Annotated in this window: 24 protein-coding genes; 15 read left to right on the forward strand and 9 right to left on the reverse strand. The window is 66.0% G+C overall.

Annotated features, from left to right (window positions below; all coding sequences use genetic code 11):
- Positions 1–115 precede the first annotated feature (115 nt).
- Entirely contained in the window at positions 116–928 is an 813-nt protein-coding gene (locus N4S67_RS04675; protein ID WP_390893248.1) for an alpha/beta hydrolase, read from the forward strand.
- Here the strand turns inward: N4S67_RS04675 and purD are convergent.
- Positions 925–2,193, reverse strand: coding sequence for a phosphoribosylamine--glycine ligase (purD, locus tag N4S67_RS04680; RefSeq protein ID WP_260992058.1), 1,269 nt, complete (start codon positions 2,191–2,193; stop codon positions 925–927). The two genes, N4S67_RS04675 and purD, sit on opposite strands and share 4 nt — an antisense overlap.
- A gap of 73 nt (positions 2,194–2,266) precedes the next feature.
- Here purD and N4S67_RS04685 point away from each other — a divergent pair, with 73 nt between their 5' ends.
- Together N4S67_RS04685 and N4S67_RS04690 are read left to right on the forward strand one after the other, a co-directional pair.
- The gene (locus N4S67_RS04685) at positions 2,267–3,496 is read left to right on the forward strand and encodes a cytochrome P450 (protein ID WP_260991733.1); all 1,230 of its coding nucleotides are present in this window, start codon (positions 2,267–2,269) and stop codon (positions 3,494–3,496) included.
- A gap of 15 nt (positions 3,497–3,511) precedes the next feature.
- Positions 3,512–4,156, forward strand: a complete 645-nt coding sequence (locus tag N4S67_RS04690; protein ID WP_260991734.1) for a TetR/AcrR family transcriptional regulator — start codon at positions 3,512–3,514, stop codon at positions 4,154–4,156.
- Here N4S67_RS04690 and N4S67_RS04695 read toward each other — a convergent pair.
- The 5 genes from N4S67_RS04695 to N4S67_RS04715 are packed head-to-tail and all read right to left on the reverse strand — an operon-like array spanning position 4,095 to position 8,897.
- Positions 4,095–5,321, reverse strand: coding sequence for a hypothetical protein (locus N4S67_RS04695; RefSeq protein ID WP_260991735.1), 1,227 nt, complete (start codon positions 5,319–5,321; stop codon positions 4,095–4,097). The two genes, N4S67_RS04690 and N4S67_RS04695, sit on opposite strands and share 62 nt — an antisense overlap.
- The gene (locus N4S67_RS04700; RefSeq protein WP_260991736.1) at positions 5,314–5,751 is read right to left on the reverse strand and encodes a carboxymuconolactone decarboxylase family protein; all 438 of its coding nucleotides are present in this window, start codon (positions 5,749–5,751) and stop codon (positions 5,314–5,316) included. The genes N4S67_RS04695 and N4S67_RS04700 overlap by 8 nt, the downstream gene beginning before the upstream one ends.
- A 27-nt stretch (positions 5,752–5,778) precedes the next feature.
- Positions 5,779–6,627 (reverse strand): NAD(P)-dependent oxidoreductase, encoded by an 849-nt coding sequence (locus N4S67_RS04705; RefSeq protein ID WP_260991737.1) that lies wholly within the window; start codon positions 6,625–6,627, stop codon positions 5,779–5,781.
- 28 nt (positions 6,628–6,655) lie between these two features.
- Positions 6,656–7,417 (reverse strand): SDR family oxidoreductase, encoded by a 762-nt coding sequence (locus tag N4S67_RS04710; RefSeq protein ID WP_260991738.1) that lies wholly within the window; start codon positions 7,415–7,417, stop codon positions 6,656–6,658.
- 10 nt (positions 7,418–7,427) lie between these two features.
- Positions 7,428–8,897: an aldehyde dehydrogenase gene (locus tag N4S67_RS04715; protein WP_260991739.1), complete on the reverse strand. Its 1,470-nt coding sequence runs from the start codon at positions 8,895–8,897 to the stop codon at positions 7,428–7,430.
- Positions 8,898–9,038: 141 nt separating this feature from the next.
- On the opposite strand from N4S67_RS04715, the gene N4S67_RS04720 reads away from it, so the two are divergent.
- The 11 genes from N4S67_RS04720 to N4S67_RS04770 all read left to right on the forward strand — a co-directional run bounded on the left by N4S67_RS04720 (position 9,039) and on the right by N4S67_RS04770 (position 17,390).
- Positions 9,039–9,647: a TetR/AcrR family transcriptional regulator gene (locus tag N4S67_RS04720; protein WP_260991740.1), complete on the forward strand. Its 609-nt coding sequence runs from the start codon at positions 9,039–9,041 to the stop codon at positions 9,645–9,647.
- The gene (locus N4S67_RS04725) at positions 9,644–10,861 is read left to right on the forward strand and encodes a cytochrome P450 (protein ID WP_260991741.1); all 1,218 of its coding nucleotides are present in this window, start codon (positions 9,644–9,646) and stop codon (positions 10,859–10,861) included. Before N4S67_RS04720 ends, N4S67_RS04725 begins: the two co-directional genes overlap by 4 nt.
- Before the next feature lie 12 nt (positions 10,862–10,873).
- Complete coding sequence (locus tag N4S67_RS04730; protein WP_260991742.1) at positions 10,874–11,698, forward strand: SDR family oxidoreductase; 825 nt, start codon at positions 10,874–10,876, stop codon at positions 11,696–11,698.
- Positions 11,695–13,065 carry a cytochrome P450 gene (locus tag N4S67_RS04735; protein ID WP_260991743.1) on the forward strand — a complete coding sequence of 457 codons (1,371 nt, stop codon included), beginning with the start codon at positions 11,695–11,697 and terminating at the stop codon, positions 13,063–13,065. The genes N4S67_RS04730 and N4S67_RS04735 overlap by 4 nt, the downstream gene beginning before the upstream one ends.
- A 7-nt stretch (positions 13,066–13,072) precedes the next feature.
- Complete coding sequence (locus tag N4S67_RS04740) at positions 13,073–13,282, forward strand: ferredoxin (RefSeq protein ID WP_260991744.1); 210 nt, start codon at positions 13,073–13,075, stop codon at positions 13,280–13,282.
- Positions 13,283–13,284: 2 nt separating this feature from the next.
- A complete protein-coding gene (locus N4S67_RS04745; RefSeq protein WP_260991745.1) occupies positions 13,285–13,830 on the forward strand; it encodes a nuclear transport factor 2 family protein in 546 nt (181 codons plus the stop codon).
- Positions 13,831–13,924: 94 nt separating this feature from the next.
- Positions 13,925–15,055: an NDMA-dependent alcohol dehydrogenase gene (locus N4S67_RS04750; protein ID WP_260991746.1), complete on the forward strand. Its 1,131-nt coding sequence runs from the start codon at positions 13,925–13,927 to the stop codon at positions 15,053–15,055.
- Positions 15,056–15,059: 4 nt separating this feature from the next.
- Positions 15,060–15,491 carry a ketosteroid isomerase family protein gene (locus N4S67_RS04755; RefSeq protein ID WP_260991747.1) on the forward strand — a complete coding sequence of 144 codons (432 nt, stop codon included), beginning with the start codon at positions 15,060–15,062 and terminating at the stop codon, positions 15,489–15,491.
- 31 nt (positions 15,492–15,522) lie between these two features.
- The gene (locus N4S67_RS04760) at positions 15,523–16,347 is read left to right on the forward strand and encodes an SDR family NAD(P)-dependent oxidoreductase (RefSeq protein ID WP_260991748.1); all 825 of its coding nucleotides are present in this window, start codon (positions 15,523–15,525) and stop codon (positions 16,345–16,347) included.
- 81 nt (positions 16,348–16,428) lie between these two features.
- Positions 16,429–17,070 (forward strand): hypothetical protein, encoded by a 642-nt coding sequence (locus N4S67_RS04765; RefSeq protein ID WP_260991749.1) that lies wholly within the window; start codon positions 16,429–16,431, stop codon positions 17,068–17,070.
- Positions 16,986–17,390 (forward strand): HIT family protein, encoded by a 405-nt coding sequence (locus tag N4S67_RS04770; RefSeq protein WP_260991750.1) that lies wholly within the window; start codon positions 16,986–16,988, stop codon positions 17,388–17,390. Before N4S67_RS04765 ends, N4S67_RS04770 begins: the two co-directional genes overlap by 85 nt.
- Here the strand turns inward: N4S67_RS04770 and N4S67_RS04775 are convergent.
- Together N4S67_RS04775 and N4S67_RS04780 are read right to left on the reverse strand one after the other, a co-directional pair.
- Positions 17,387–18,817, reverse strand: coding sequence for a sensor histidine kinase (locus tag N4S67_RS04775; protein ID WP_260991751.1), 1,431 nt, complete (start codon positions 18,815–18,817; stop codon positions 17,387–17,389). The genes N4S67_RS04770 and N4S67_RS04775 overlap by 4 nt on opposite strands.
- A 42-nt stretch (positions 18,818–18,859) precedes the next feature.
- Complete coding sequence (locus N4S67_RS04780; protein WP_260991752.1) at positions 18,860–19,579, reverse strand: response regulator transcription factor; 720 nt, start codon at positions 19,577–19,579, stop codon at positions 18,860–18,862.
- A gap of 94 nt (positions 19,580–19,673) precedes the next feature.
- Between N4S67_RS04780 and N4S67_RS04785 the strand changes: the two genes are divergently transcribed.
- Positions 19,674–20,378 (forward strand): hypothetical protein, encoded by a 705-nt coding sequence (locus N4S67_RS04785; RefSeq protein ID WP_260991753.1) that lies wholly within the window; start codon positions 19,674–19,676, stop codon positions 20,376–20,378.
- Between the two features lie 2 nt (positions 20,379–20,380).
- Here the strand turns inward: N4S67_RS04785 and N4S67_RS04790 are convergent, their stop codons facing one another.
- Positions 20,381–20,710 carry a hypothetical protein gene (locus N4S67_RS04790; protein ID WP_260991754.1) on the reverse strand — a complete coding sequence of 110 codons (330 nt, stop codon included), beginning with the start codon at positions 20,708–20,710 and terminating at the stop codon, positions 20,381–20,383.
- Between the last annotated feature and the right edge of the window lie 41 nt (positions 20,711–20,751).

Here is a 20,751-nt window from a genome sequence, read left to right on the forward strand (position 1 = left end):
CCAGTCGGGATGGTTCAGCCGTTGCGCTTTCGCCTAATCAGGCTGCCCTCGACGACGCGGTCTTCCTGGCGATCATCCAAACACCGCCCGGAAGCGCCGAGAAGCCGATGGCATGATGGCCGCCATGGTCGAACTGAGTCGTCGCACAGTTCTGCGCCTCGGGGTCGGCGCAGCGGCGGGCGTCGCCGCCGTGCGGCTTGCCCCGTCGGCGACCGCGGCGCCGACCTACACCACCGGGTCCTTCGTCTCGGCCGCGCGCGGTGGCGTCTCGACCAATTGGGCCATCGCGCGCCCGCCCGGGCAGACCACCCCGCTGCGACCCATCATCGCGCTGCACGGCAAGGGACAGGACGCTGCAGGCGTGATGGCAGGTGGCGTCGAACAAGGTCTGGCCGAGGCGGTCGCCGCCGGACTACCTCCTGTCGCGGTGGTCGCGGTCGACGGCGGCGGAAGCTACTGGCATGCGCGGGCGTCCGGCGAGGACTCGGGGGCCATGGTCCTCGACGAGCTGATCCCGATGCTGGGCAGTCAGGACATCGACACCTCACGCGTCGCGTTTCTTGGGTGGTCGATGGGGGGCTACGGCGCATTGCTGCTCGGGTCGCGCTTGGGTTCCCCGCGGACCGCGGCCATCTGCGCGGTCAGCCCGGCGCTCTGGACGTCGCCCGGCGCGGCCGCGCCGGGCGCGTTCGACGGCGCCGAAGACTACGAGGCAAACAGCGTGTGGGGCGATCCGGCGTTGAATTCCATTCCGCTGCGCATCGACTGCGGCGACAGCGACCCCTTCTATTCGGCGACCCGGAAGTTCATCGCGCAGCTGCCCAATCCGCCGGCGGGCGGGTTCTCCCCCGGCGGCCACGACGGCGCGTTCTGGAGTTCGCAACTGCCGGCGGAGTTGACCTGGATGACCCCGCTGCTGGCGGCCTAGACCGAGACCCGACCCTCCGCCGCGGCCAGCCCGATGTCGCCACGAAAATGACTGCCCGGCAACCGAATCGAGTTGATCAGCGCATACGCCGCTTCACGCGCGGCCGTCAGGTCGGCGCCTGTGCCGACGATCGAGAGAACCCGACCGCCGGACGAGACGATCGCGCCGTCCTCGCGACGGGACGTGCCTGCGTGCAATACCCCGTCGGCTTCGGACCCGACGATCACATCGCCCACCCGGGGCCTGCCGGGGTAGTTCTCTGCGGCGAGCACGACGGTCACCGCCGATCCGTCACGCCATTGCAGCGCCGGCTCACCGGCCAGATCACCGATGGCCGCGGAGTACAGCAATTGCCCAAGCGGGGTTTCCAGAAGGGCGAGCACCGCTTGGGTTTCCGGATCACCGAAGCGGCAGTTGAACTCGACGACCGCCGGGCCTCGCGACGTGATGGCCAAACCCGCGTACAGCAGCCCCGAGAATGAACTGCCACGCGCAACAAGTTCGGCGGCAACGGGTTTGACGATCTCGTCGACGATCTGGGCCACAACGGCGTCGGGCAGCCACGGCAACGGAGCGTAGGCGCCCATACCACCGGTATTCGGCCCGGTGTCGTCGTCGCCGACACGCTTGAAGTCCTGCGCCGCCAGCAGTGGCACGACGGCCTCGCCGTCGACGACGCAGAACAGTGACACCTCGGGGCCGTCGAGGAACGACTCGAGCAGCACGGGGTGCCCCGAGTCGAGCAGTCCGGCGGCGTGCGCGCGCGCCGCCGAGCGATCGGCCGTCACGACCACCCCTTTGCCTGCGGCCAGGCCGTCGTCCTTGACCACCCAGGCCTTATCGCCTGCCGGCGGGCCGAACCGGTCGAGCGCACCGTCGAGGTGGGCCGGATTGTCGACGATTTCGCTCGTTGCAGTGCGCACGCCCGCGGCGGCCATCACGTCTTTGGCGAACGACTTCGACCCTTCGATCCGCGCAGCGTCCTTGCTCGGACCGAAACAGGCGATACCTGCGCCGCGGACCGCGTCGGCGACACCGAGCACCAGGGGCACCTCGGGCCCGATCACCACGAGATCGGCCCCGATCCGCCGGGCCAACGTGGCCACCGCGTCTCCGGAGGTGATGTCGACGTCGTACTGGTCGGCGATGACCGCGGTGCCCGCGTTGCCGGGAGCGACGGCCAGCGTCTCGACCTCCGGGTCACGACGCAGCGCCAGCAGCAGCGCATGTTCACGGGCTCCGGATCCGATCACCAGGACTCGCACAACTGCCAACCCTAAACCCTGCCCGCGGGCCGCAGCGGCCATACACTTGACAAGACACTGTATGGTCGAATGTATGACGCAGAGCACATGTCCGTTCGGTGCCGGCTACGACTTCACCGATCCCGACGTCCTGGTGCGGGGCATTCCCGTCACGGAGTTCGCCGAACTGCGCAAGACCGCGCCGGTGTGGTGGAACGAGCAGCAGGAGTCCGTTTTCGACGACGGCGGCTACTGGGTGATCAGCCGCCACGAAGACATCAAGGCGATTTCACGCAACGGTGAGCTGTGGTCGACCAGTCGCAAGGGCGCGGTGATGCGCCTGCCCGACGGGGTCACCTCGGACCAACTCGAGCTGACCAAGGCGCTGTTGATCAATCACGACGCGCCTGAGCACACCCGGCTACGCAAGATCGTGTCGCGCCTTTTCACACCGAGGGCTGTCGCGGCTCTGGAAGAAAAGCTGGCCGTCGCGGCACGCGAAATCGTCCGTGCCGCAGCACAAAAGGAGACCGGCGACTTCGTTGCCGACATTGCGATGGGGCTGCCGTTGCTCGCGATCGCCGACCTGATCGGCGTGCCCGAGGCTGATCGCGAGAAGTTGTTCCACTGGACCAACGCCATCATGAACTGGGACGATCCGGATTTCGAGACCGACCACGTCGCCGCCAACGCCGAGCTGATGGGCTACGCCTACACGATGGCTGAACAGCGGCGCCGGTGTCCGGCCGACGACATCGTCACCCGTCTCGTGCAGGCGGACCTCGAGGGTGAGTCGCTGCAGGACGTCGAGTTCGCCTTCTTCGTCATCCTGCTCGCGGTGGCCGGAAACGAGACCACCCGCAATGCGATGACGCACGGCATGAACGCCTTTTTCGACAATCCCGACCAGTGGGAGCTCTTCAAACGCGAACGACCTGAAACCGCGGTCGACGAGATCGTCCGCTGGGCCACGCCGGTCCACTGTTTTCAACGGACCGCGCAGGCCGACACCGAGGTCGGTGGCGTCAGCGTCCGCGAGGGCCAGCGCGTCGGCCTGTTCTACAGTTCGGCCAACTACGACGAGGCGGTCTTCGACCGGCCCTTCGAGTTCAACGTCCTGCGCGACCCGAATCCGCATCTGGCGTTCGGCGGCAACGGCGCGCACTACTGCATCGGCGCCAACCTGGCTCGCATGGAGATCAAGCTGATCTTCAACGAGATCGCCGACCAGATTCCCGACATCGCCAAACTCGATGAACCGCAGCGTCTTCGATCGGGCTGGATCAACGGCGTCAACCGCCTGCACGTTTCTTACCGAGGGTGACGCTAGTATCGCTGCGTGCGCACCCACGGCTGGTCCGGATCGGCGCCCGCAACCGATGAGGAAGCGGTCGAGAGGATCCTCGACGCCGCGGCCAAAGCGATCGACGCGCGTGGAGCGGACTTCTCGATCACCGACGTAGCGCGCACTCTCGGGGTCACACGGCAGACGGTCTACCGGTATTTCCCCAGTACTGACGCGCTGCTGGCCGCATCCGCCGAGCGTGGCGCAGCGGATTTCCAGGACCGGCTGGCCCACCACGTGCGAGGGCTCACCGATCCGGTCGAGGCCGTGGTCGAAGCGATCGCGACGGTCTTGGAGTGGTTGCCGAAGGAGAAGCACATCGGACTCCTGCTGGCGCCCGATCGTGCCAACGTGTTCACCCCCGCCGTCACGTCCGACATCGCGCTGCAGTTCGCGCGCACGATGCTCAAGCAGTTCGACGTCGACTGGGCGGCAGGCGGTTTCACCGACCAAGAGCTGTCGGAGCTCGCCGAGCACCTTCTGCGGATCATCCAGTCGTTCATCGTCGATCCCGGCCGGCCACCACGGCAAGGCGCCGAACTCCGTGAGTACATGCGACGCTGGGTCGGTTCGGCGCTCAGAGCACCGTCAGCGGCAGCGAATTACGCTCCTCGAAGTCGAACGACGAGCCACCGCTGAACTTCACCACCGCAACTTCCGACAGTTCCTTTGCCGCGGTGTCGGTTTCGATCACCCTCGCGGTCCACTCCTGGGCCTCACCGGTGACCTCGACGTTCAGATGTGGGTCGACGGCCCCGACGACGGCCTGCAGTGGACGAACCTCGTCGGGCCTCACCAACGACACCCACGCCCCGTCCTCGTGTGCCGGCGATCGTCGCACGTGCACCACGTCGGGCCCGAACTCCGCGTCGACGTAAGCGGCCGGGTTGAGCATCGGGTGGAGCTCGAGGACCTTGAGTGCGCCCTCGACGCCACCGGGAAGCTTCAACGCATTGCGGATGCGCTCGGCGGCGACACCGGCCACGCCGGTCAACTGCTTCGTGCAGATCTCGGTCGCGAGTTCGGTATCGGTACCTGCGCGCTTGCCGACGGCAATCACGAAGGACAGGTTCAACAGATGCATCTGAAGGCAGACCTCGTCAGCCATCCGAACCAGCGCGGAGTGCGAGAACGCCGCGAAGTCGAAGTCCGACAGCAGAGGCCCCGAGTAGTCTGCCTGCCCTTCGCCCGAAGGATCGATCGGGTCGAGTGCAGTACGCGCAGCGCGTGTTCGGCCGACGACGTCGAGCACCGGGTGGTCTTCCACTTCCGGGTACGACTCGTCGATGATCACGGTCCACGCACAATGAGGATGGCGGTCGGCCGGCATCCGTGGTGGCCGATGGATCGGGCGGATCTGCGCCCTGCGGTTGGTCGCCACCGCCGTGGCATCGAACGTGGGGTCTTCGATGTCATGGCACATGCCGCGCACGTAGTCCTCACCCATGGGCTCGACATCGAGCAGCGCCCCGCAGTGATCGAGGTGGAATTCGCCGTGCCAACGGTCGTGCACGGTGTACCGGAAGTCCATGAACTGCGGCGGTGCCCCGATGTCGAGCTGCAGGCCCTTGAAGATCGTGATGACGTCGGTGCCCTCGAACTTCAGCGCCTTCTGCATGCGCCTGGTGTAGATCGGGCTCGCGCCCATCCACTCCTCGATGGCGACCTGCAGCATCTCCTCGCGTCCGAAATTGCTGATCACCCAGGCCATCCCGGAACGGTCGATCAGCTGCCCGATCAGCAGCAGTTCGGGCACCAGAACGGCAAGCTCGTCGCGCGACAGGGCCGCGTACCTACTAGTCATCGAGCTTGCTCCCCGAATGCATCTTCAGCGCGGCGTTGACATTGCCCTTCTTGTCCTCACCAGTGCCCTTCTCAGCGGCCTTCCTGCGGTTGTTGGCCACCTTGGTGACGGCACCGTCCAGCTTGGAGCCCAGCGGGAAGCCGAGATAGTGGGTTAAGAAGATGGCCATCTCCTTGAGTTCCTCCTCGGTGAGCTCCTCGTTCGCGAGCGCGGCGTTCGCCTGAATCTCGGCGAGGTCGGAGATGCCCAGAGCGGTCACGACGGTCAGCGTCATGATCCGCTTGTCCCGCATCGACAGCCCCGGCCGCGTCCAGATGGTGCCGAAGAGGTGATCGGCCGTGAGCGCGAAGTACTCGCCGGGCATGTCGGGCATCTCCCAGCCGTAGACCTCGTTCATTTTCTCGAGGCCCTTGCGGCGCAACTCGTCCATACTTTTCTCCTCCTCGCGTGCGGGGCGTCAATCCTTAGTGTGTGGAACACCCAGTCCGGAAGCCAGGTTCTGCAAGGCGATCTCGGCCAACGGCAGGTCGACGTCGAGCTGCTCACCCAGCGCCAGCGCCAGGCCCAGGTCCTTCTCCCCCAGCCCGCGGGCATGCACGAACGGCTGGTACAGGAAGTTGTCCGGATCCAACGGTTTCATGTCGTCGCGAATCATGATCATGCCGGCGCCGGTCGCCGCCTCCGTATGCCGGACGACCTTGCCCAGCGCCTGCAGGTCCAACCCGGCGGCTTCGGCGAGCCGCAGCGCTTCGCAGCCGGCCGCATAGTAGGTGAACGTCAACATGTTGCGTGCGAGCTTCATCCGCGTGCCCGCTCCGGGCTGGCCGGCATGGATGACCATCGATGCGAACTGCTTGAACGCCGGCTTGATGCGCTCGTACACCTCGCGCTCCGCACCGACCATCGTGGCCAGCTCGCCCTTCTCCGCCGCACTTCCGCCGCCGGTGACCGGGGCATCGACGACGTGAAGACCCTTGGGTGCCAGTTGCTCCGCCAGCCCCTCTGCGGTCTCCGGGCTGATCGTCGAGTGGATCGCGATCACGGTGCCGGGTTTGGCGTGGGCGGCCAATTCGCCGACCACCTCCCGTACCTGAGCGTCGTTGAGCACAGTCACGCTGATGATGTCGGCCGCCGCGACATCGGCCACGCTGTCGGCCAGCGAGGCGCCCAGTTCGGCCAGCGGCGTCATCGCCTCAGTGCGCACGTCGAAGACCACGAGTCCGCCGGGCCAGTTCACGAGCCGCTTGGCCATCGGCGTCCCCATGTTGCCGAGGCCGATGTAGCCGAGTTTCAGAACGTCGCTCACAATCATTTCCTCTTCGCGCAAGCGCTCATCAGCGGATGATCTGTCCGCCGTCGACGTTGAAGATCTGACCGGTGATCCACTTGGCCTGATCCGACAGCAGGAACAGGCACATGCCAACCAGATCCTCCGGCTGTCCCATGCGCGACAACGGAATCCCCTTCACGATGTCGGCGACCATCTCCTGCGGTGTGGTGGTGCGGTTGGCCTCGGTGTCGATCGGACCCGGAGCTATTGCATTGACCCGGATGTTCTGTCCCCCCAGTTCGGTGGCCAGCTGCTGGGTCAACCCGTTGACCCCGACCTTGGCCAGACCGTAGAAGTTCGAGTACAACCACGCCGCGGTCGACGACTGGTTGACGATCGCGCCCCCGCCTCGCTTGGCCATCTTGCGGTAAACGGCGCGGGTGCACACCAGCGCGCCGTCCATGTTCACGCTCATGAACTTCTTGTAGTAGTCCCAGTCGACGGTGATCAGGAAGTCGAGCTTCATCCCGCCGAAGATCGCGGCATTGTTGACCAGGTAGTCGATGCCACCGAACTCCGAAAGTGTCTGCGCCGCCATCTCTTTGGCCGACTCGGGGTCAGAGACGTCGACCCGGACCGCGAGGGCGTTGCCGCCCTCACCCTTGATACCGTCGGCCACTTTCTGCGCGCCCTCGGTGTTGATGTCGGCGACGACGACGGCCGCCCCCTCGCGGGCCAACGCCTCCGCGTAGGCCTGGCCGATACCGCCACCGGCGCCGGTGACGATCGCGACCTTCTCCTTGAATTGATCTGCGTACAGTCCCACCCATGTCTCCTTAATCGGCCGCCGTGGCGATGGCTTTCATTTCCAGGTATTCCTCGAAGCCCGCCAAGCCCATCTCTCGGCCGAGGCCGGACTGCTTGTATCCGCCGAACGGCATGTCCGCCGAGTACCAGACGCCGCCGTTGATGTTGACCGTGCCCACCCGCATCCGGGCCGCGGCGCGGTTGGCACGCTCCTCGTCGGCAGAGAACACCGTGCCCGACAGCCCATAGGGCGAATCGTTGGCGATGCGCACCGCGTCGTCGTCGCCGTCATGGGCGATCACCGTCAGCACCGGCCCGAAGATCTCTTCGCGGGCTACCTTGGCGTTGTTGTCCAGTCCGGCGATCACGGTCGGCTCGATGAAGAATCCGGCATCGCGGTCCGCGGGACGTCCACCGCCGCAGGCGAATCGGCCGCCTTCGTCGGTGGCCGAGTCGAGGTAGCCCTGAATGCGGTCGCGCTGACGAGCCGAGATGACGGGCCCGCAGATGGTTCCGGCGTCATTCGGATCACCCGGCTTGAGCCCGGCCATCGTGGCGGCGGCCGCCTCGACGGCCTCGTCGTAACGCGCCCGCGGCACCACCAGTCGGGTGGTGATCGCACATCCCTGCCCGGCGTGCATCGACGCCGTGAACGCCGACATCGAACAGGCGCCAGCCAGGTCCGCGTCGTCGAGAACGAGGAAAGCCGACTTACCGCCCAGCTCGAGGAACACCTTCTTCAGGGTGGCGGCGCCGTCGGCCATCACGGCGCGTCCGGTCGCCGTCGAGCCGGTGAACGAAACCATGTCCACGCGTGGGTCTTTCGACAGCAGGGCACCGACACCGTGATCGCTGGAGGTGATGATGTTCAGTACGCCGGGCGGAAGGTCGGTGTGCTCGACGATCAGCTCGCCGAGCACCGCCGCGCACCACGGGGTGTCGGGGGCCGGCTTTAACACGACGGTGTTGCCCGCCGCCAGCGCGGGGCCGATCTTGGCCAGGTTGATCTGGTGGGGGAAGTTCCATGGAGTGATGGCCCCGACCACCCCGACCGCCTCGCGGACGACCTTGCGATGGGTCTTGATCCCCATCGGCGAGGCGAAGCCGAAATCGGTGGCCCACTGGTAGGACTCCGCGGTGTCGGCGGCGAAGCTCAGATCCTCGACGGGACCTTCGAGTTGAGCCATGGACGTCAACATGCGCGGCGCGCCGACCTCGGCGATCGTCAGCTCCCGCAACTCGTCCACGTGGTCGCGCAGAACCTGCTGCAACTGGCGCACGCACCGCACTCGCAGTTCGGTGTTGGTCGACCAGTCCGTCTCGTCGAATGCGCGCCGGGCCGCCTCGATCGCCCGGTCCATGTCCTCGGCGCCGGCATCAGCCGCCACCCCCAGCACCTCTTCGGTGGCCGGGTTGATCGTCTGAAAATTGCCCCCGCTCCCGGCGACGAGCTTCCCGTCGATGAGCAACTGACTCTCGCGATTGGCCAGAACCGCCATCTCGTCTCCGTTCCACCGTTGCTGGACAAGTGTCCGACTGCTTCTGATCGAACCATAGCCCCACACGACTGCGAGTGGCAAGAACCGCCCATTTCACCTGCGCACTTGCCGATGAGCGGCCCCGTCCATTACGTTGGACATGTGTCCAGCGAACCTGTGGTGACGCTCACCGGCCAGGCCCCGGCCCCGGCCGCGGAGCCACCACGCAACCGTCGGCAGGAGGAGACGTTTCGCAAGGTTCTCGCGGCCGGCCTGGAAATGCTGCGCGAATCCTCTTACGCCGACCTGACGGTGCGCGCGGTCGCCGCTCGGGCCAAGGTGGCTCCCGCGACGGCCTACACCTACTTCTCGTCGAAGAACCACCTGATCGCCGAGGTCTACCTCGATCTGATGCGCCAGGCGCCCTACTTCACCGACGTCAACGACAGCCGAGCCAGTCGCGTCGAGAAGACCCTGCGCAATATGGCGTTGGTCGTCGCCGACGAGCCAGAGGTCGCGGCGGCCTGCACCACCGCGCTGCTGAGCGGAAGCGACCCGGCGGTGCGCACGGTCCGAGACCGCATCGGCGCCGAGATCCATCGCCGCATCCGTTCCGCCGTCGGCCCTGACGCCGACCCGCGCACGCTCTCAGCACTGGAGATGACGTACTTCGGCGCGCTGGTCAACGCGGGCAGCGGCGCGTTCACCTACCACCAGATCGCCGACCGCCTCAGTTACGTAGTCGGCCTCATCGTTGGAGACGACCGTTGACCGCTACTGAGATAGTCCTCGACCCATACGATTACGACTTCCACGAGGACCCTTACCCGTACTACAAGCGGCTGCGGGACGAGGCTCCGCTCTACCACAACGAGAAGCTCGGCTTCTGGGCGTTGTCGCGCCACGAGGACGTACTGAAGGGCTTCCGCAACAGCACCACGCTGTCGAACAAGTTCGGCGTGTCGCTCGACCCGGCCTCGCGCGGCCCACACGCATCCAAGACCATGTCGTTCCTCGCGATGGACGATCCCGCACACCTGCGGTTGCGCACGCTGGTGTCCAAGGGCTTTACCCCGCGTCGCGTTCGCGAACTCGAGCCGCGGGTCACCGAGATCGCCGTCCAGCACCTCGACACCATGATGGAGAAGGCCACATCGTCTGCGGACGGCGAAATCGTCGACTATGTCGACGAATTCGCCGGCAAGCTGCCGATGGACGTCATCTCCGAACTGATGGGCGTGCCTGAGCCCGACCGCGCCCAAGTCCGGGCATGGGCCGACGGTGTGATGCACCGCGACGAGGGTGTCACCGACGTGCCGCCGGAAGCCGTCGAAGCCTCGATCAATCTGATCGTCTACTACCAGCAGATGGTCGCCGAACGTCGCAAGAAGCCCACCGACGACCTCACCACCGCGCTGCTAGAAGCCGAGATCGACGGCGACCGGCTGACCGACGACGAAATCCTCGGCTTCATGTTCCTGATGGTCATCGCCGGCAACGAGACCACCACGAAACTGCTTGCCAACGCGGCATTCTGGGGCCACAAGAACCCCGACCAACTGACGTCTGTCTACGCCGATCTGGACCGGATCCCGCTGTGGGTGGAGGAGACGCTGCGCTACGACACGTCGAGCCAGATCCTGGCCCGCACCGTGGCCGGTGACCTCACCCTGTACGACACTCCGATCCCCGACGGAGACGTACTGCTGCTCCTGCCCGGTTCCGCGCACCGCGACGAGCGGGTGTTCGAGAATCCGGATGACTATGTCATCGGTCGCGAAATCGGCTCGAAGCTCATGAGTTTCGGCAGCGGCGCCCATTTCTGCCTCGGTGCCCATCTGGCCCGCATGGAGGCTCGGGTGGCGCTGGCCGAGTTGTTCAAGCGAATCCGCGGATACGAAATCGACGAGGCCAACGCCGTCCGCGTCCATTCGAGCAATGTCCGCGGATTCGCCCACCTACCCATGACTGTCCAACCCACCTGAAGGTTCGATAATATGCCACGCTTCGCACCGCTACCGCAGCGTCGGCCGGCGATCGTCGCCGGCGCGTCATCCGGAATCGGCGAGGCCACCGCCATAGAACTCGCGGCCCGCGGGTTTCCGGTCGCCCTCGGCGCGCGACGTGTCGAGAAGCTGACCGACCTCGTCGGCAAGATCAACGCCGACGGCGGCGAGGCGGTCGGCTTCCACCTCGACGTCACCGACCCCAACTCGGTGAAGTCGTTTGTCACACAATCGATCGACGCCCTCGGCGACATCGAGGTTCTGGTGGCCGGCGCCGGCGACACCTATTTCGGCAAGCTGGCCGAGATCGCAGGCGACGAATTCGAATCGCAGCTGCAGATCCACCTGGTCGGCGCCTTCCGGCTGGCCTCCGCCGTGCTGCCGGGCATGCTGGAGCGTCAGCGCGGTGACCTGATCTTCGTCGGCTCCGACGTCGCCTTGCGCCAGCGTCCGCACATGGGTGCGTACGGCGCCGCGAAGGCCGCGCTGGTCGCCATGGTCAACAACTTTCAGATGGAACTCGAGGGCACCGGCGTCCGCGCGTCGATCGTGCATCCCGGTCCGACCAAGACCAGCATGGGCTGGAGCCTGCCCGCCGAGAAGATCGGGCCCGCGCTCGAGGACTGGGCGAAGTGGGGCCAGGCACGCCACGACTACTTCCTGCGTGCCTCCGATCTGGCGCGCGCCATCACCTTCGTCGCCGAGACACCGCGCGGTGGCTTCATCGCGAACATGGAGCTGCAGCCCGAAGCTCCGCTGGCCACCGCGCCCGCAGAACGCCAGCAGCTGAAGCTGAACGAGGAGAACCTGTCATGACTGAATCCAAGACAACGACGGCAACCGTTGTGCCCAGGGTCTCCGGCGGCGAGGAGGAACACGGACATCTCGAGGAGTTCCGCACCGACCCGATTGGTTTGATGAAGCGGATCCGCGAGGAGTGCGGTGACGTCGGCTGGTTCCAACTGGTCGACAAGCACGTCATCCTGCTGTCCGGCGCGGAAGCCAACGAGTTCTTCTTCCGCTCCGCCGACGAGGATCTCGACCAGGCCCAGGCCTACCCGTTCATGACGCCGATCTTCGGCGAGGGCGTCGTGTTCGACGCCAGCCCGGAGCGCCGCAAGGAGATGCTGCACAATTCGGCGCTGCGCGGTGAGCAGATGAAGGGCCACGCGGCCACCATCGAGGGCGAAGTCAAGAAGATGATCGCCGACTGGGGCGACGAAGGCGAGATCGAACTGCTCGACTTCTTCGCCGAGTTGACCATCTACACCTCGACGGCGTGCCTGATCGGGTTGAAGTTCCGCGAACAGCTCGATCACCGGTTCGCCGAGTACTACCACGATCTCGAACGCGGTACCGACCCGCTCTGCTACGTCGACCCCTACCTGCCGATCGAGAGCTTCAAGCGCCGCGACGAGGCCCGCGTGAAACTCGTTGCGCTGGTGCAGGAGATCATGGATCACCGGCTGGCCAATCCGCCCAAGGACAAGGCCGACCGCGACATGCTCGACGTCCTGGTATCCATCAAGGACGAGCAGGGCAACGCCCGGTTCTCCGCCGACGAGGTCACCGGCATGTTCATCTCGCTGATGTTCGCCGGCCACCACACCAGCTCCGGCACCTCGGCGTGGACGTTGATCGAGCTCATCCGCCATCCGGAAATCTACGCCCAGGTCCGGCAGGAACTCGACGAGCTCTACGCTGACGGTCAAGAGGTGAGTTTCCATGCGCTGCGCCAGATTCCGCAGCTGGACAACGTCGTGAAGGAGACGCTGCGCCTGCACCCGCCGCTGATCATCCTGATGCGCGTGGCCCAGGGCGAGTTCGAGGTGGCCGGCTTCCCGATCCACAAGGGAGACTTCGTCGCCGCCTCCCCCGCGATCTCGAACCGGATTCCGGAGGACTTCCCGGATCCCGACGCCTTCAATCCCGACCGTTACAACAAGCCTGAGCAGGCCGACACGGTCAACCGGTGGACGTGGATCCCCTTCGGCGCAGGCAGGCACCGCTGCGTCGGCGCAGCGTTCGCCCAGATGCAGATCAAGGCGATCTTCTCGGTCTTGTTGCGCGAGTATGAGTTCGAGATGGCCCAGCCCGCCGACTCTTACCGTAACGACCACTCGAAGATGGTGGTGCAGCTGGCGCGTCCCGCCAAGGCGCGCTACCGCAGGCGCACCAAGTAGGACTCACATGGGCTGTTACAGAGTGGAAGTCGATCTTGACCTGTGCCAGGGCCACGCCATGTGCGAGCTCGAGGCACCCGATTATTTCACCGTGCCCAAACGCGGCAAGGTCGAGCTCCTGGACCCCGAGCCACCGGACGAAGCCCGCGACGAGATCCAGAACGCGGTCGACATGTGCCCGACTCAAGCACTGGCCATCAGAGAAATAGGAGCATAGGAATGCCGTCACTACCCCGCGAGGCTCTCGACAACTGGGTCGAGCAGTGGCTGGAAACCAACCGCGAATGCGAGCGCAACGGCGACTGGAAGCCGTTGGCCGAGTTTTACACCGACGACGCCACCTACGGCTGGAACATCGGGCCCAAAGAAGACGTGATGTGCATCGGCAAGGACGAGATCCGCGACGTCGCCCTCGGTCTGGAGATGCAGGGCCTGGAGAACTGGGTGTACGAGTATCAGAAGGTGCTCGTCGACGACAGGCAGGGCGAGATCGTCGGCTTCTGGAAGCAGATCGTCAACAAGTCCGACGGCACCCGTGACGAGATCTACGGCATCGGCGGCAGCTGGTTCCGGCTTGATTCCGATCTGAAGATCGAATGGCAGCGCGACTTCTTCGACTTCGGCCATGTGGCCTACATGTTCGGCAAGCTCATCGAGACCGGCGACCTGAGCGAGGGCATGCAGAAGCGCATCGAACGCTCGATGGCCGGGGAGAAGCTTCCCGGCTACTACCCGCTGGGTCAGGCACCCGCGCCCATCTGGTGATATCGCGGCCACCAAGCAGTTGATTGGGGGTGGGTGTGACGCACCTAACTAATGGCTCTAGTCTGGCCTCACTGGCTCTAACGGAAGGCATCGGATGAAGACAAAAGGCGCTCTCATCTACGAGTTCAACCAGCCGTGGTCCATCGAGGAGATCGAGATCGGCGACCCCGTCAAGGACGAGGTCAAGATTCAGATGGAAGCGTCGGGGATGTGCCACTCCGACCACCATCTGGTGACCGGCGACATCCCCATGGCCGGGTTCCCCGTGCTCGGCGGACACGAGGGCGCGGGCATCGTCACCGAGGTGGGCCCCGGCGTCGAAAACGTCGCCCCCGGCGACCACGTCGTCCTCTCCTTCATCCCGTCGTGCGGCGAATGTCCCACCTGTCAGAGCGGCCAGCGCAACCTGTGCGACCTGGGCGCCCTTCTGCTCTCCGGCACCGCCGTCTCCGACGGCACCAACCGGGTCACGACGGCAGACGGCACGCCCGTCATCCCCATGACCCTGCTGGGCACCTTCAGCCCGTACATGGTGGTGCACAAGAGTTCGGTGGTGAAGATCGATCCGTCGATTCCATTCGAGGTCGCCTGCCTCGTCGGCTGCGGTGTGACCACCGGCTACGGCTCGGCTACCCGCAGCGCGAACATCCGCCCCGGCGAGGACGTCGCGATCGTCGGTATCGGCGGCGTCGGCATGGGCGCTCTGCAAGGCGCGGTGAACGCCGGAGCGCGCAACATCTTCGCGGTCGACCCCGTCGAGTGGAAGCGCGACCAGGCCCTGAAGTTCGGTGCCACGCACGTCTATCCGGACATCTTCTCGGCGATGGCCGGCATCGCCGAGGTGACCGCGGGCGGCATGGCGAAGAAGACCATCATCACCGTCGGCGAGCTCAAGGGCGAGGACATCGACAACTACCTCAACGTCACGTCGAAGGGTGGGACCTGCGTCGTCACCGCGGTGGCCAACATGGCCGAATCGGACGTGAAGTTGAACCTGGCGATGCTCACCCTGATGCAGAAGAACCTGCAGGGCACCATCTTCGGCGGCGGCAATCCGCACTACGACATCCCGCAGCTGCTGTCGATGTACAAAGCGGGCAAGCTGAACCTCGACGACATGGTCACCCGGCAGTACAAGCTCGAGCAGATCAACGAGGGCTACCAGGACATGCTCGAGGGTCGCAACATCCGTGGCGTCATCCGCTACACCGACGAAGACCGGTGAGCGCGTGACCGAAACCGTCGCGCAGACACCGGCGTTGACGGCGTCGCAGAACTCGTGGCGCTGTGTCCAGTCTCATGACAAAGAAGGCTGGCTGGGCCTGATGGCCGACGACGTCGTCATCGAGGACCCGATCGGGCAGGCGATCACCAATCCCGACGGACACGGCGTGCGCGGCAAAGAGGCGGCCGCGGCGTTCTACGACTCGAACATCGCCGCGAACAACCTGCGGATCACGTGCGAGGAGACCTTCCCGTCGAGCTCGCCCGACGAGATAGCCCATATCTTGGTGCTCCGCAGTCAATTCGACAACGGTGTCACCAGCACCGTGCGCGGTGTCTTCACCTACAAGGTCAATGACGCCGGGCTGCTGACGAACCTGCGCGGCTACTGGAACCTGGACATGATGGAGTTCGGTCAGGCGGGCGACAGCAATTAGCGCGCCGCTGGCGGGGCGTGGCGCGGTCGTCGTGGGCGGGTCGCGCGGGGTCGGCCTGGCGGTCACCGAACTGCTCGCCGAGCTCGGCGCCGGTGTGGTGATCAACGGTCGCGACTCCGAAGCTGTTTCCCAAGCGGTGCAACGCATCCCGCGATCCATCGGCCTGCCCGGGTCGCCCGCGAGCCCCGCGGTCGCTGACACGCTGATCGACACCTGCGTGCGGGAGTTCGGCCGCATCGACATCCTGGTCAACTGCGCAGGCACCGCGGAACCGCCGGGGTCCTCGATCCTCAACGTCACATCGGCGCAGTTTCGTGACCTGCTCGACACGCATCTGGGCACGGTGTTCGAAACGTGCCGCGCCGCGGCACCGAAGATGGTCGCCCAGGGCGGCGGTGCGATCGTCAACACCAGTTCGTTCGCGTTCCTCGGCGACTACGGCGGCACCGGCTATCCGGCGGGCAAGGGCGCGGTCAACGGGTTGACGCTGGCGATCGCCGCCGAATTGAAACCGCAGGGCGTGCGCGCGAACGTCGTCTGCCCCGGGGCCAAGACCCGGCTGTCGACCGGGCCCGAATACGAGGCACACATCGTCGATCTGCACCGCCGCGGTCTGCTCGACGACATCAGCATGCAGGGGGCCTTGGACGCGGCGCCGGCCGAGTACGTCGCTCCGACCTACGCCTACCTGGCCAGCGACCGGGCCCGCGACATCACCGGCCGGATCTTCGTCGCAGCCGGCGGGTTCATCGGCGAGTTCGCCCGGCCCACCCCCACGATCCTGGCCTACCGGGACCATCACGACACCCCGCCGTGGTCGGTTGCTGAATTGCACGAGAAGGTCGGCGGTTCGTGAACCATCGGGCAAATTGAGCTCTCCCTGAGAAACGCCTGACAAATGCAGACATAGCGACGCACAGCTAATACACTCGCCCGCATGGTGCCAGCGACCCCGAGGCGGGGCAGGTCGTTAGCTGAACGGGCTGCGGCTGAAGCCTTCGCGTACGTCATGCATCGCTGTCGGGTGCGCCAGCACGAACTCGCGGCAGAAGCCTGGATCCAGGCGACCGGCCGACCCGTCGCCGGGGGCACCAGTCGCGAGGTCGTGCGCCGGTACCGGGTGGCGCCGCCGTTCTGGGCGGTGACCGTCGAGATCGACGAACCGGTGCCGACGGGCTACGGCGTCAACGCCCACGCCGTGGTGATCAGATACGCCCAGCGCGATATTCCGCTGAGTACCGAAGCCGACGGCTTCACCTCGGTGCGCACCGAGTTCGGTCCGGGCTGCCGAGATCTGCTCGGGAGGGCGTCGACGGCGTTTCCGGCGTTTCTCTGCGAAACGGTGCCTCCGGCGCAAGCGCAGGAGGTGGCCGGCACCTATCTCATCGACGCGGCGCTCTCGCAGGCCGAGGGACGCGGTCCGCTCCTCACGACATCTGCCAGCGCCACACCCCAACGCGGTGCCGCGGTCAGCTTCCTGGAATGCTCGTCAGCATGGCGACCGTCTTCACCAAGATCATCAACGGGGAGATCCCCGGCCGGTTCGTCTACGAAGACGACGACATCGTCGCTTTCCTGACGATCGCGCCCATCACCCAAGGGCACACGCTCGTGGTGCCGCGGGCCGAAATCGACAACTGGCAGGACATCGAGCCCGCCGTGTTCGGCCGGGTCATGGAGGTTTCGCAGCTCATCGGTAGGGCGGTGTCCAAAGCATTCGGTGTCGAGCGGGCCGGCGTGATCATCGCCGGGCTCGAGGTGCCACATCTGCACGTGCATGTGTTCCCGGCGCGTGATCTGTCAGACTTCGGATTCGCCAACGCCGACCAAAACCCTTCGCAGGAGTCGCTCGACGAGGCACAGGCCAAAATCAAAGCGGCCCTTGCCGATCTGGCCTAAACCTGTGCGGGCGCCTCGGCGATCCGCGGCAGGCTGACCCTGAATCGACACCCCTGTCCCGGCGCGGTGGCGACGCTGACCGAACCGCCGTGCGCACCCACCAATGAGTCCACGATCGACAGACCAAGGCCGGTGCCGCCGCTGGCCCTCGTCCGTGACGTGTCGGCGCGGTAGAACCGCTCGAACACCCGGTTGGCGTCCTCTGTGGTCATGCCCGGCCCCTCGTCGCAGACCTCGAGCACCGCTTGGTCGTCGTCGGTTCCGACCCGCACAGTGACGCCCGCGCTCTCCGGAGTGTGCTGTAGCGCATTGCCCATCAGATTTCCGAGCACCTGACGTAGCCGGGCCTCATCGCCCAGCACCTCCGGTGTGCCCGGTCCGTCGAAGACCTCCATGGCGATCGTGCGCTGCGGGGCGATCGACTGTGCATCGTGCACGGCGTCGCTGGCCAGCGCCAGCAGATCGACTCGACGCCGTTCCAGTGGGCGTTGAGCGTCCAGCCGCGCCAGCAGAAGCAAATCTTCAACGAGCAGCCCCATCCGGCTGGACTCGCTCTCGATGCGGTTCATCAACATCTCGACGTCACTGGCGGCGCCCTGGCGGTACAGCTCCGCGAAGCCGCGGATGGTGGTCAGTGGCGTGCGCAATTCGTGACTGGCGTCGGTGATGAAGCGGCGCATGCGCTCCTCCGAGCGGCGGGCCTGCTCGGCCGACGACTCCGAGGCCGCCATCGCGTGTTGGATTTGGGCGAGCATCCCGTTGAGCGCCAACGAGAGTCGGCCCACTTCCGTGCGCGGGTCGCGCTCGGGAACACGTCGGTCGAACTGCCCCGCGGCGATCGCCGCCGCGGTCCGCTCCACTTCGACCAGCGGCCGCAGGCTGCGATGCACCACCGCGTAACCGGCGACCCCGAGCACCAGAAGCACCGCGGTCCCGATGCCCACCTGCGCGTAGCTCAGCGCCCGCACGGTGGTCTGCACGTCGGACAGGTCGATCGCGACGGTGGTGAGCTCGCCGCGCGGGCCCCGCACGGTCACCGCCCGCCACTGGACCGAAGAGTTGTCGACCGAGCCGATGGTGACCGGCGTCGACCCGACGTCGTTGTCCGCGGGCAGCGCGGGTTCGGCCTCGCGATCGTTGATCGCCGTCCACGCGCGGCCGTCCGGGCCGACTCCCCTGACATAGAAGTTCGACGGCGGGCGGGCCGGGCTGGGCCCCTCGATCGGCATGGCAGGCGGCGTGTGCGGCGCCTGGGCCCAGCCGCGCGACGCGTCGAGCAAGGTTTCGTCGACCCGGTTGATAAGGGTGTGCCGCAGGATCGAGGTGACGGCGATTCCGGATGCAAGCAGCCCGCAGGCCACCAGCACCAGGGTGGCGGCCACCAGGCCGACCCGCAGCGGTATGCCTCGTCGACTCAGGCGCGCCATCTGTGCATTGTCAGTTATTTCGTCAACTCTTCGAGTCGGCGCTCATCGCGGCTCACGCAGCACATAGCCGACACCGCGCAACGTGTGCAGCAGGCGCCTGTCGCCGGTGTCGATCTTGCGGCGGAGATAGGACACGTAGGACTCGACGACGTTGACGTCACCGCCGAAATCGTAGCGCCACACGTGGTCCAGGATTTTGGGCTTGGACAGCACGGTCCCCGCGTTGATGATGAAGTACCGAAGCAGCGTGAATTCCGTGGGAGACAACGACACTGGTTCGCCGGCCTTCCACACCTCGTGAGTGTCCTCGTCGAGTTCGATGTCGGCGAAGGACAGACGCGAAGTCCGGGGCTCCTCGATACCGCGGCCGGTGCGTCGCAGGATCACCCGCAGTCGTGCCACGACCTCTTCGAGGCTGAAGGGTTTGGTCACGTAGTCGTCGCCGCCGAGGGTCAGCCCGGCGATCTTGTCCTGCAGCGAATCGCGGGCGGTCAGGAACAGCGCGGGCGAGTCGATACCGTCGGCGCGCATCCGGCGCAGGACCCCGAACCCGTCCATGCCGGGCATCATCACGTCGAGGATCACGGCGTCCGGGCGCACCTCGCGGGCCTTGTCCAGGGCGGAGGGCCCGTTCGACGCGGTATGGACCTCGAACCCCTGGAACTTCAGGCTCACCGAGAGGAGCTCGACGATGTTGGTCTCGTCGTCGACGACGAGGACCCTGGCCTCTGGGGTGTTATCCGGTAGTGCAGCCATCGCCATCCCGTCAATGTCCACCGCTTCGCTTGGAGTAATCCTGCAGGAAGCCTGTGCACTTGCTGTGAGTTTGAACTTCCCGACTTCATAGACTGAGGAGATGAATCTCGGCAAAGCCCTGACTGACCTGGCCACTGCGCCGGTGCGCGTCGGCCTGGCGGTCGCGGACGCCGGTCTCGACGTCGCCAACAGCGCACTGGGAAGGGCCAGGACGGGGTCCGGTTCGGTGGCCCACATGCTGGGCATCGACGACGCGGTCGTGCGGGCGAACCGCCTGGCCAGGCTGATGGACGAGGATCAGCCGCTGGGCCGCGCGTTAGCACCGGACGGTCCGCTGGATCGGCTGCTGCAGCCGGGCGGGGTGGTCGACAGGCTGACGGCGCCGGGCGGAGTGCTGGATCGGTTGACGCAGGAGGACGGCGGGCTGATGCGCGCGATCGAGCCCGGCGGGCTGGTCGACCAACTGCTCGACGACGACGGCCTGATCGAACGGGTACTGGCCGAGGACGGCCTTGCCGATCGGCTGCTGGCCGAGGGCGGACTGGTCGACAAGTTGACCGCGCGCAACGGGCCGCTCGAGCAGTTGGCTGACGTGGCCGACACCTTGAACCGGTTGGCTCCGGGATTGGAGGCGCTGGAGCCGACGATCGAAGCGCTGCGCGAGGCAGTCATCGTGCTGAGCCAGGTGGTCAATCCGCTGAGCAACATCGCCGACCGCATCCCGTTCCCGGGGCGCCGGCCGCGCAGCACCCGCTCATCGACGCGACCGGTGCCCTCGCAGCGGGTGATCGAACCAAACGAGTGACGTCAGTCGCTCGCCTCGAGGTTCTCGACGGCAGCGGAGATGTCTTCGGGAGCAGGTGGCTGTCCGTCAGGCTGCCACTTCTGCAGTAGAAGCACGGCAGCGCCGCGCAGCATGCGGACGTAGTCGTCGACGTTGTCACTCTTCTTGTACGACTCGATGCGGCTGGCCACCTCGGGTGTCAGCGGTTTGAGCGACGTCGCGATCGACATGCCCAGGCTGCCCTCGGTGCCCGCGCTCTGGTCGAGGAGGGTCAGCAGCCTTTCGACTTCGGGTCGCGCCAACGTGGGATACACGTGCGGTAAATCGGAGAGCAGATCGTCCTTGACGCTCAACAGCCGACCGCCTTTCTGGTTCGGGCACCAGATTGCCCAGA

This window comes from Mycobacterium deserti, assembly GCF_025345615.1.
Classification (GTDB): domain Bacteria; phylum Actinomycetota; class Actinomycetes; order Mycobacteriales; family Mycobacteriaceae; genus Mycobacterium; species Mycobacterium deserti.

Coding starts and splice junctions, on each gene's coding strand:
- N4S67_RS04780 (WP_260991752.1), bottom strand. CDS start 19,579: ATGGCGATGGCTGCACTACCGGATAACACCCCAGAGGCCAGGGTCCTC.
- N4S67_RS04750 (WP_260991746.1), top strand. CDS start 13,925: ATGAAGACAAAAGGCGCTCTCATCTACGAGTTCAACCAGCCGTGGTCC.
- N4S67_RS04775 (WP_260991751.1), bottom strand. CDS start 18,817: ATGGCGCGCCTGAGTCGACGAGGCATACCGCTGCGGGTCGGCCTGGTG.
- N4S67_RS04745 (WP_260991745.1), top strand. CDS start 13,285: ATGCCGTCACTACCCCGCGAGGCTCTCGACAACTGGGTCGAGCAGTGG.
- N4S67_RS04785 (WP_260991753.1), top strand. CDS start 19,674: ATGAATCTCGGCAAAGCCCTGACTGACCTGGCCACTGCGCCGGTGCGC.
- N4S67_RS04715 (WP_260991739.1), bottom strand. CDS start 8,897: ATGGCGGTTCTGGCCAATCGCGAGAGTCAGTTGCTCATCGACGGGAAG.
- N4S67_RS04675 (WP_390893248.1), top strand. CDS start 116: ATGGCCGCCATGGTCGAACTGAGTCGTCGCACAGTTCTGCGCCTCGGG.
- N4S67_RS04685 (WP_260991733.1), top strand. CDS start 2,267: ATGACGCAGAGCACATGTCCGTTCGGTGCCGGCTACGACTTCACCGAT.
- N4S67_RS04695 (WP_260991735.1), bottom strand. CDS start 5,321: ATGACTAGTAGGTACGCGGCCCTGTCGCGCGACGAGCTTGCCGTTCTG.
- N4S67_RS04770 (WP_260991750.1), top strand. CDS start 16,986: ATGGCGACCGTCTTCACCAAGATCATCAACGGGGAGATCCCCGGCCGG.
- N4S67_RS04730 (WP_260991742.1), top strand. CDS start 10,874: ATGCCACGCTTCGCACCGCTACCGCAGCGTCGGCCGGCGATCGTCGCC.
- N4S67_RS04740 (WP_260991744.1), top strand. CDS start 13,073: ATGGGCTGTTACAGAGTGGAAGTCGATCTTGACCTGTGCCAGGGCCAC.
- N4S67_RS04700 (WP_260991736.1), bottom strand. CDS start 5,751: ATGGACGAGTTGCGCCGCAAGGGCCTCGAGAAAATGAACGAGGTCTAC.
- N4S67_RS04765 (WP_260991749.1), top strand. CDS start 16,429: ATGGTGCCAGCGACCCCGAGGCGGGGCAGGTCGTTAGCTGAACGGGCT.
- N4S67_RS04735 (WP_260991743.1), top strand. CDS start 11,695: ATGACTGAATCCAAGACAACGACGGCAACCGTTGTGCCCAGGGTCTCC.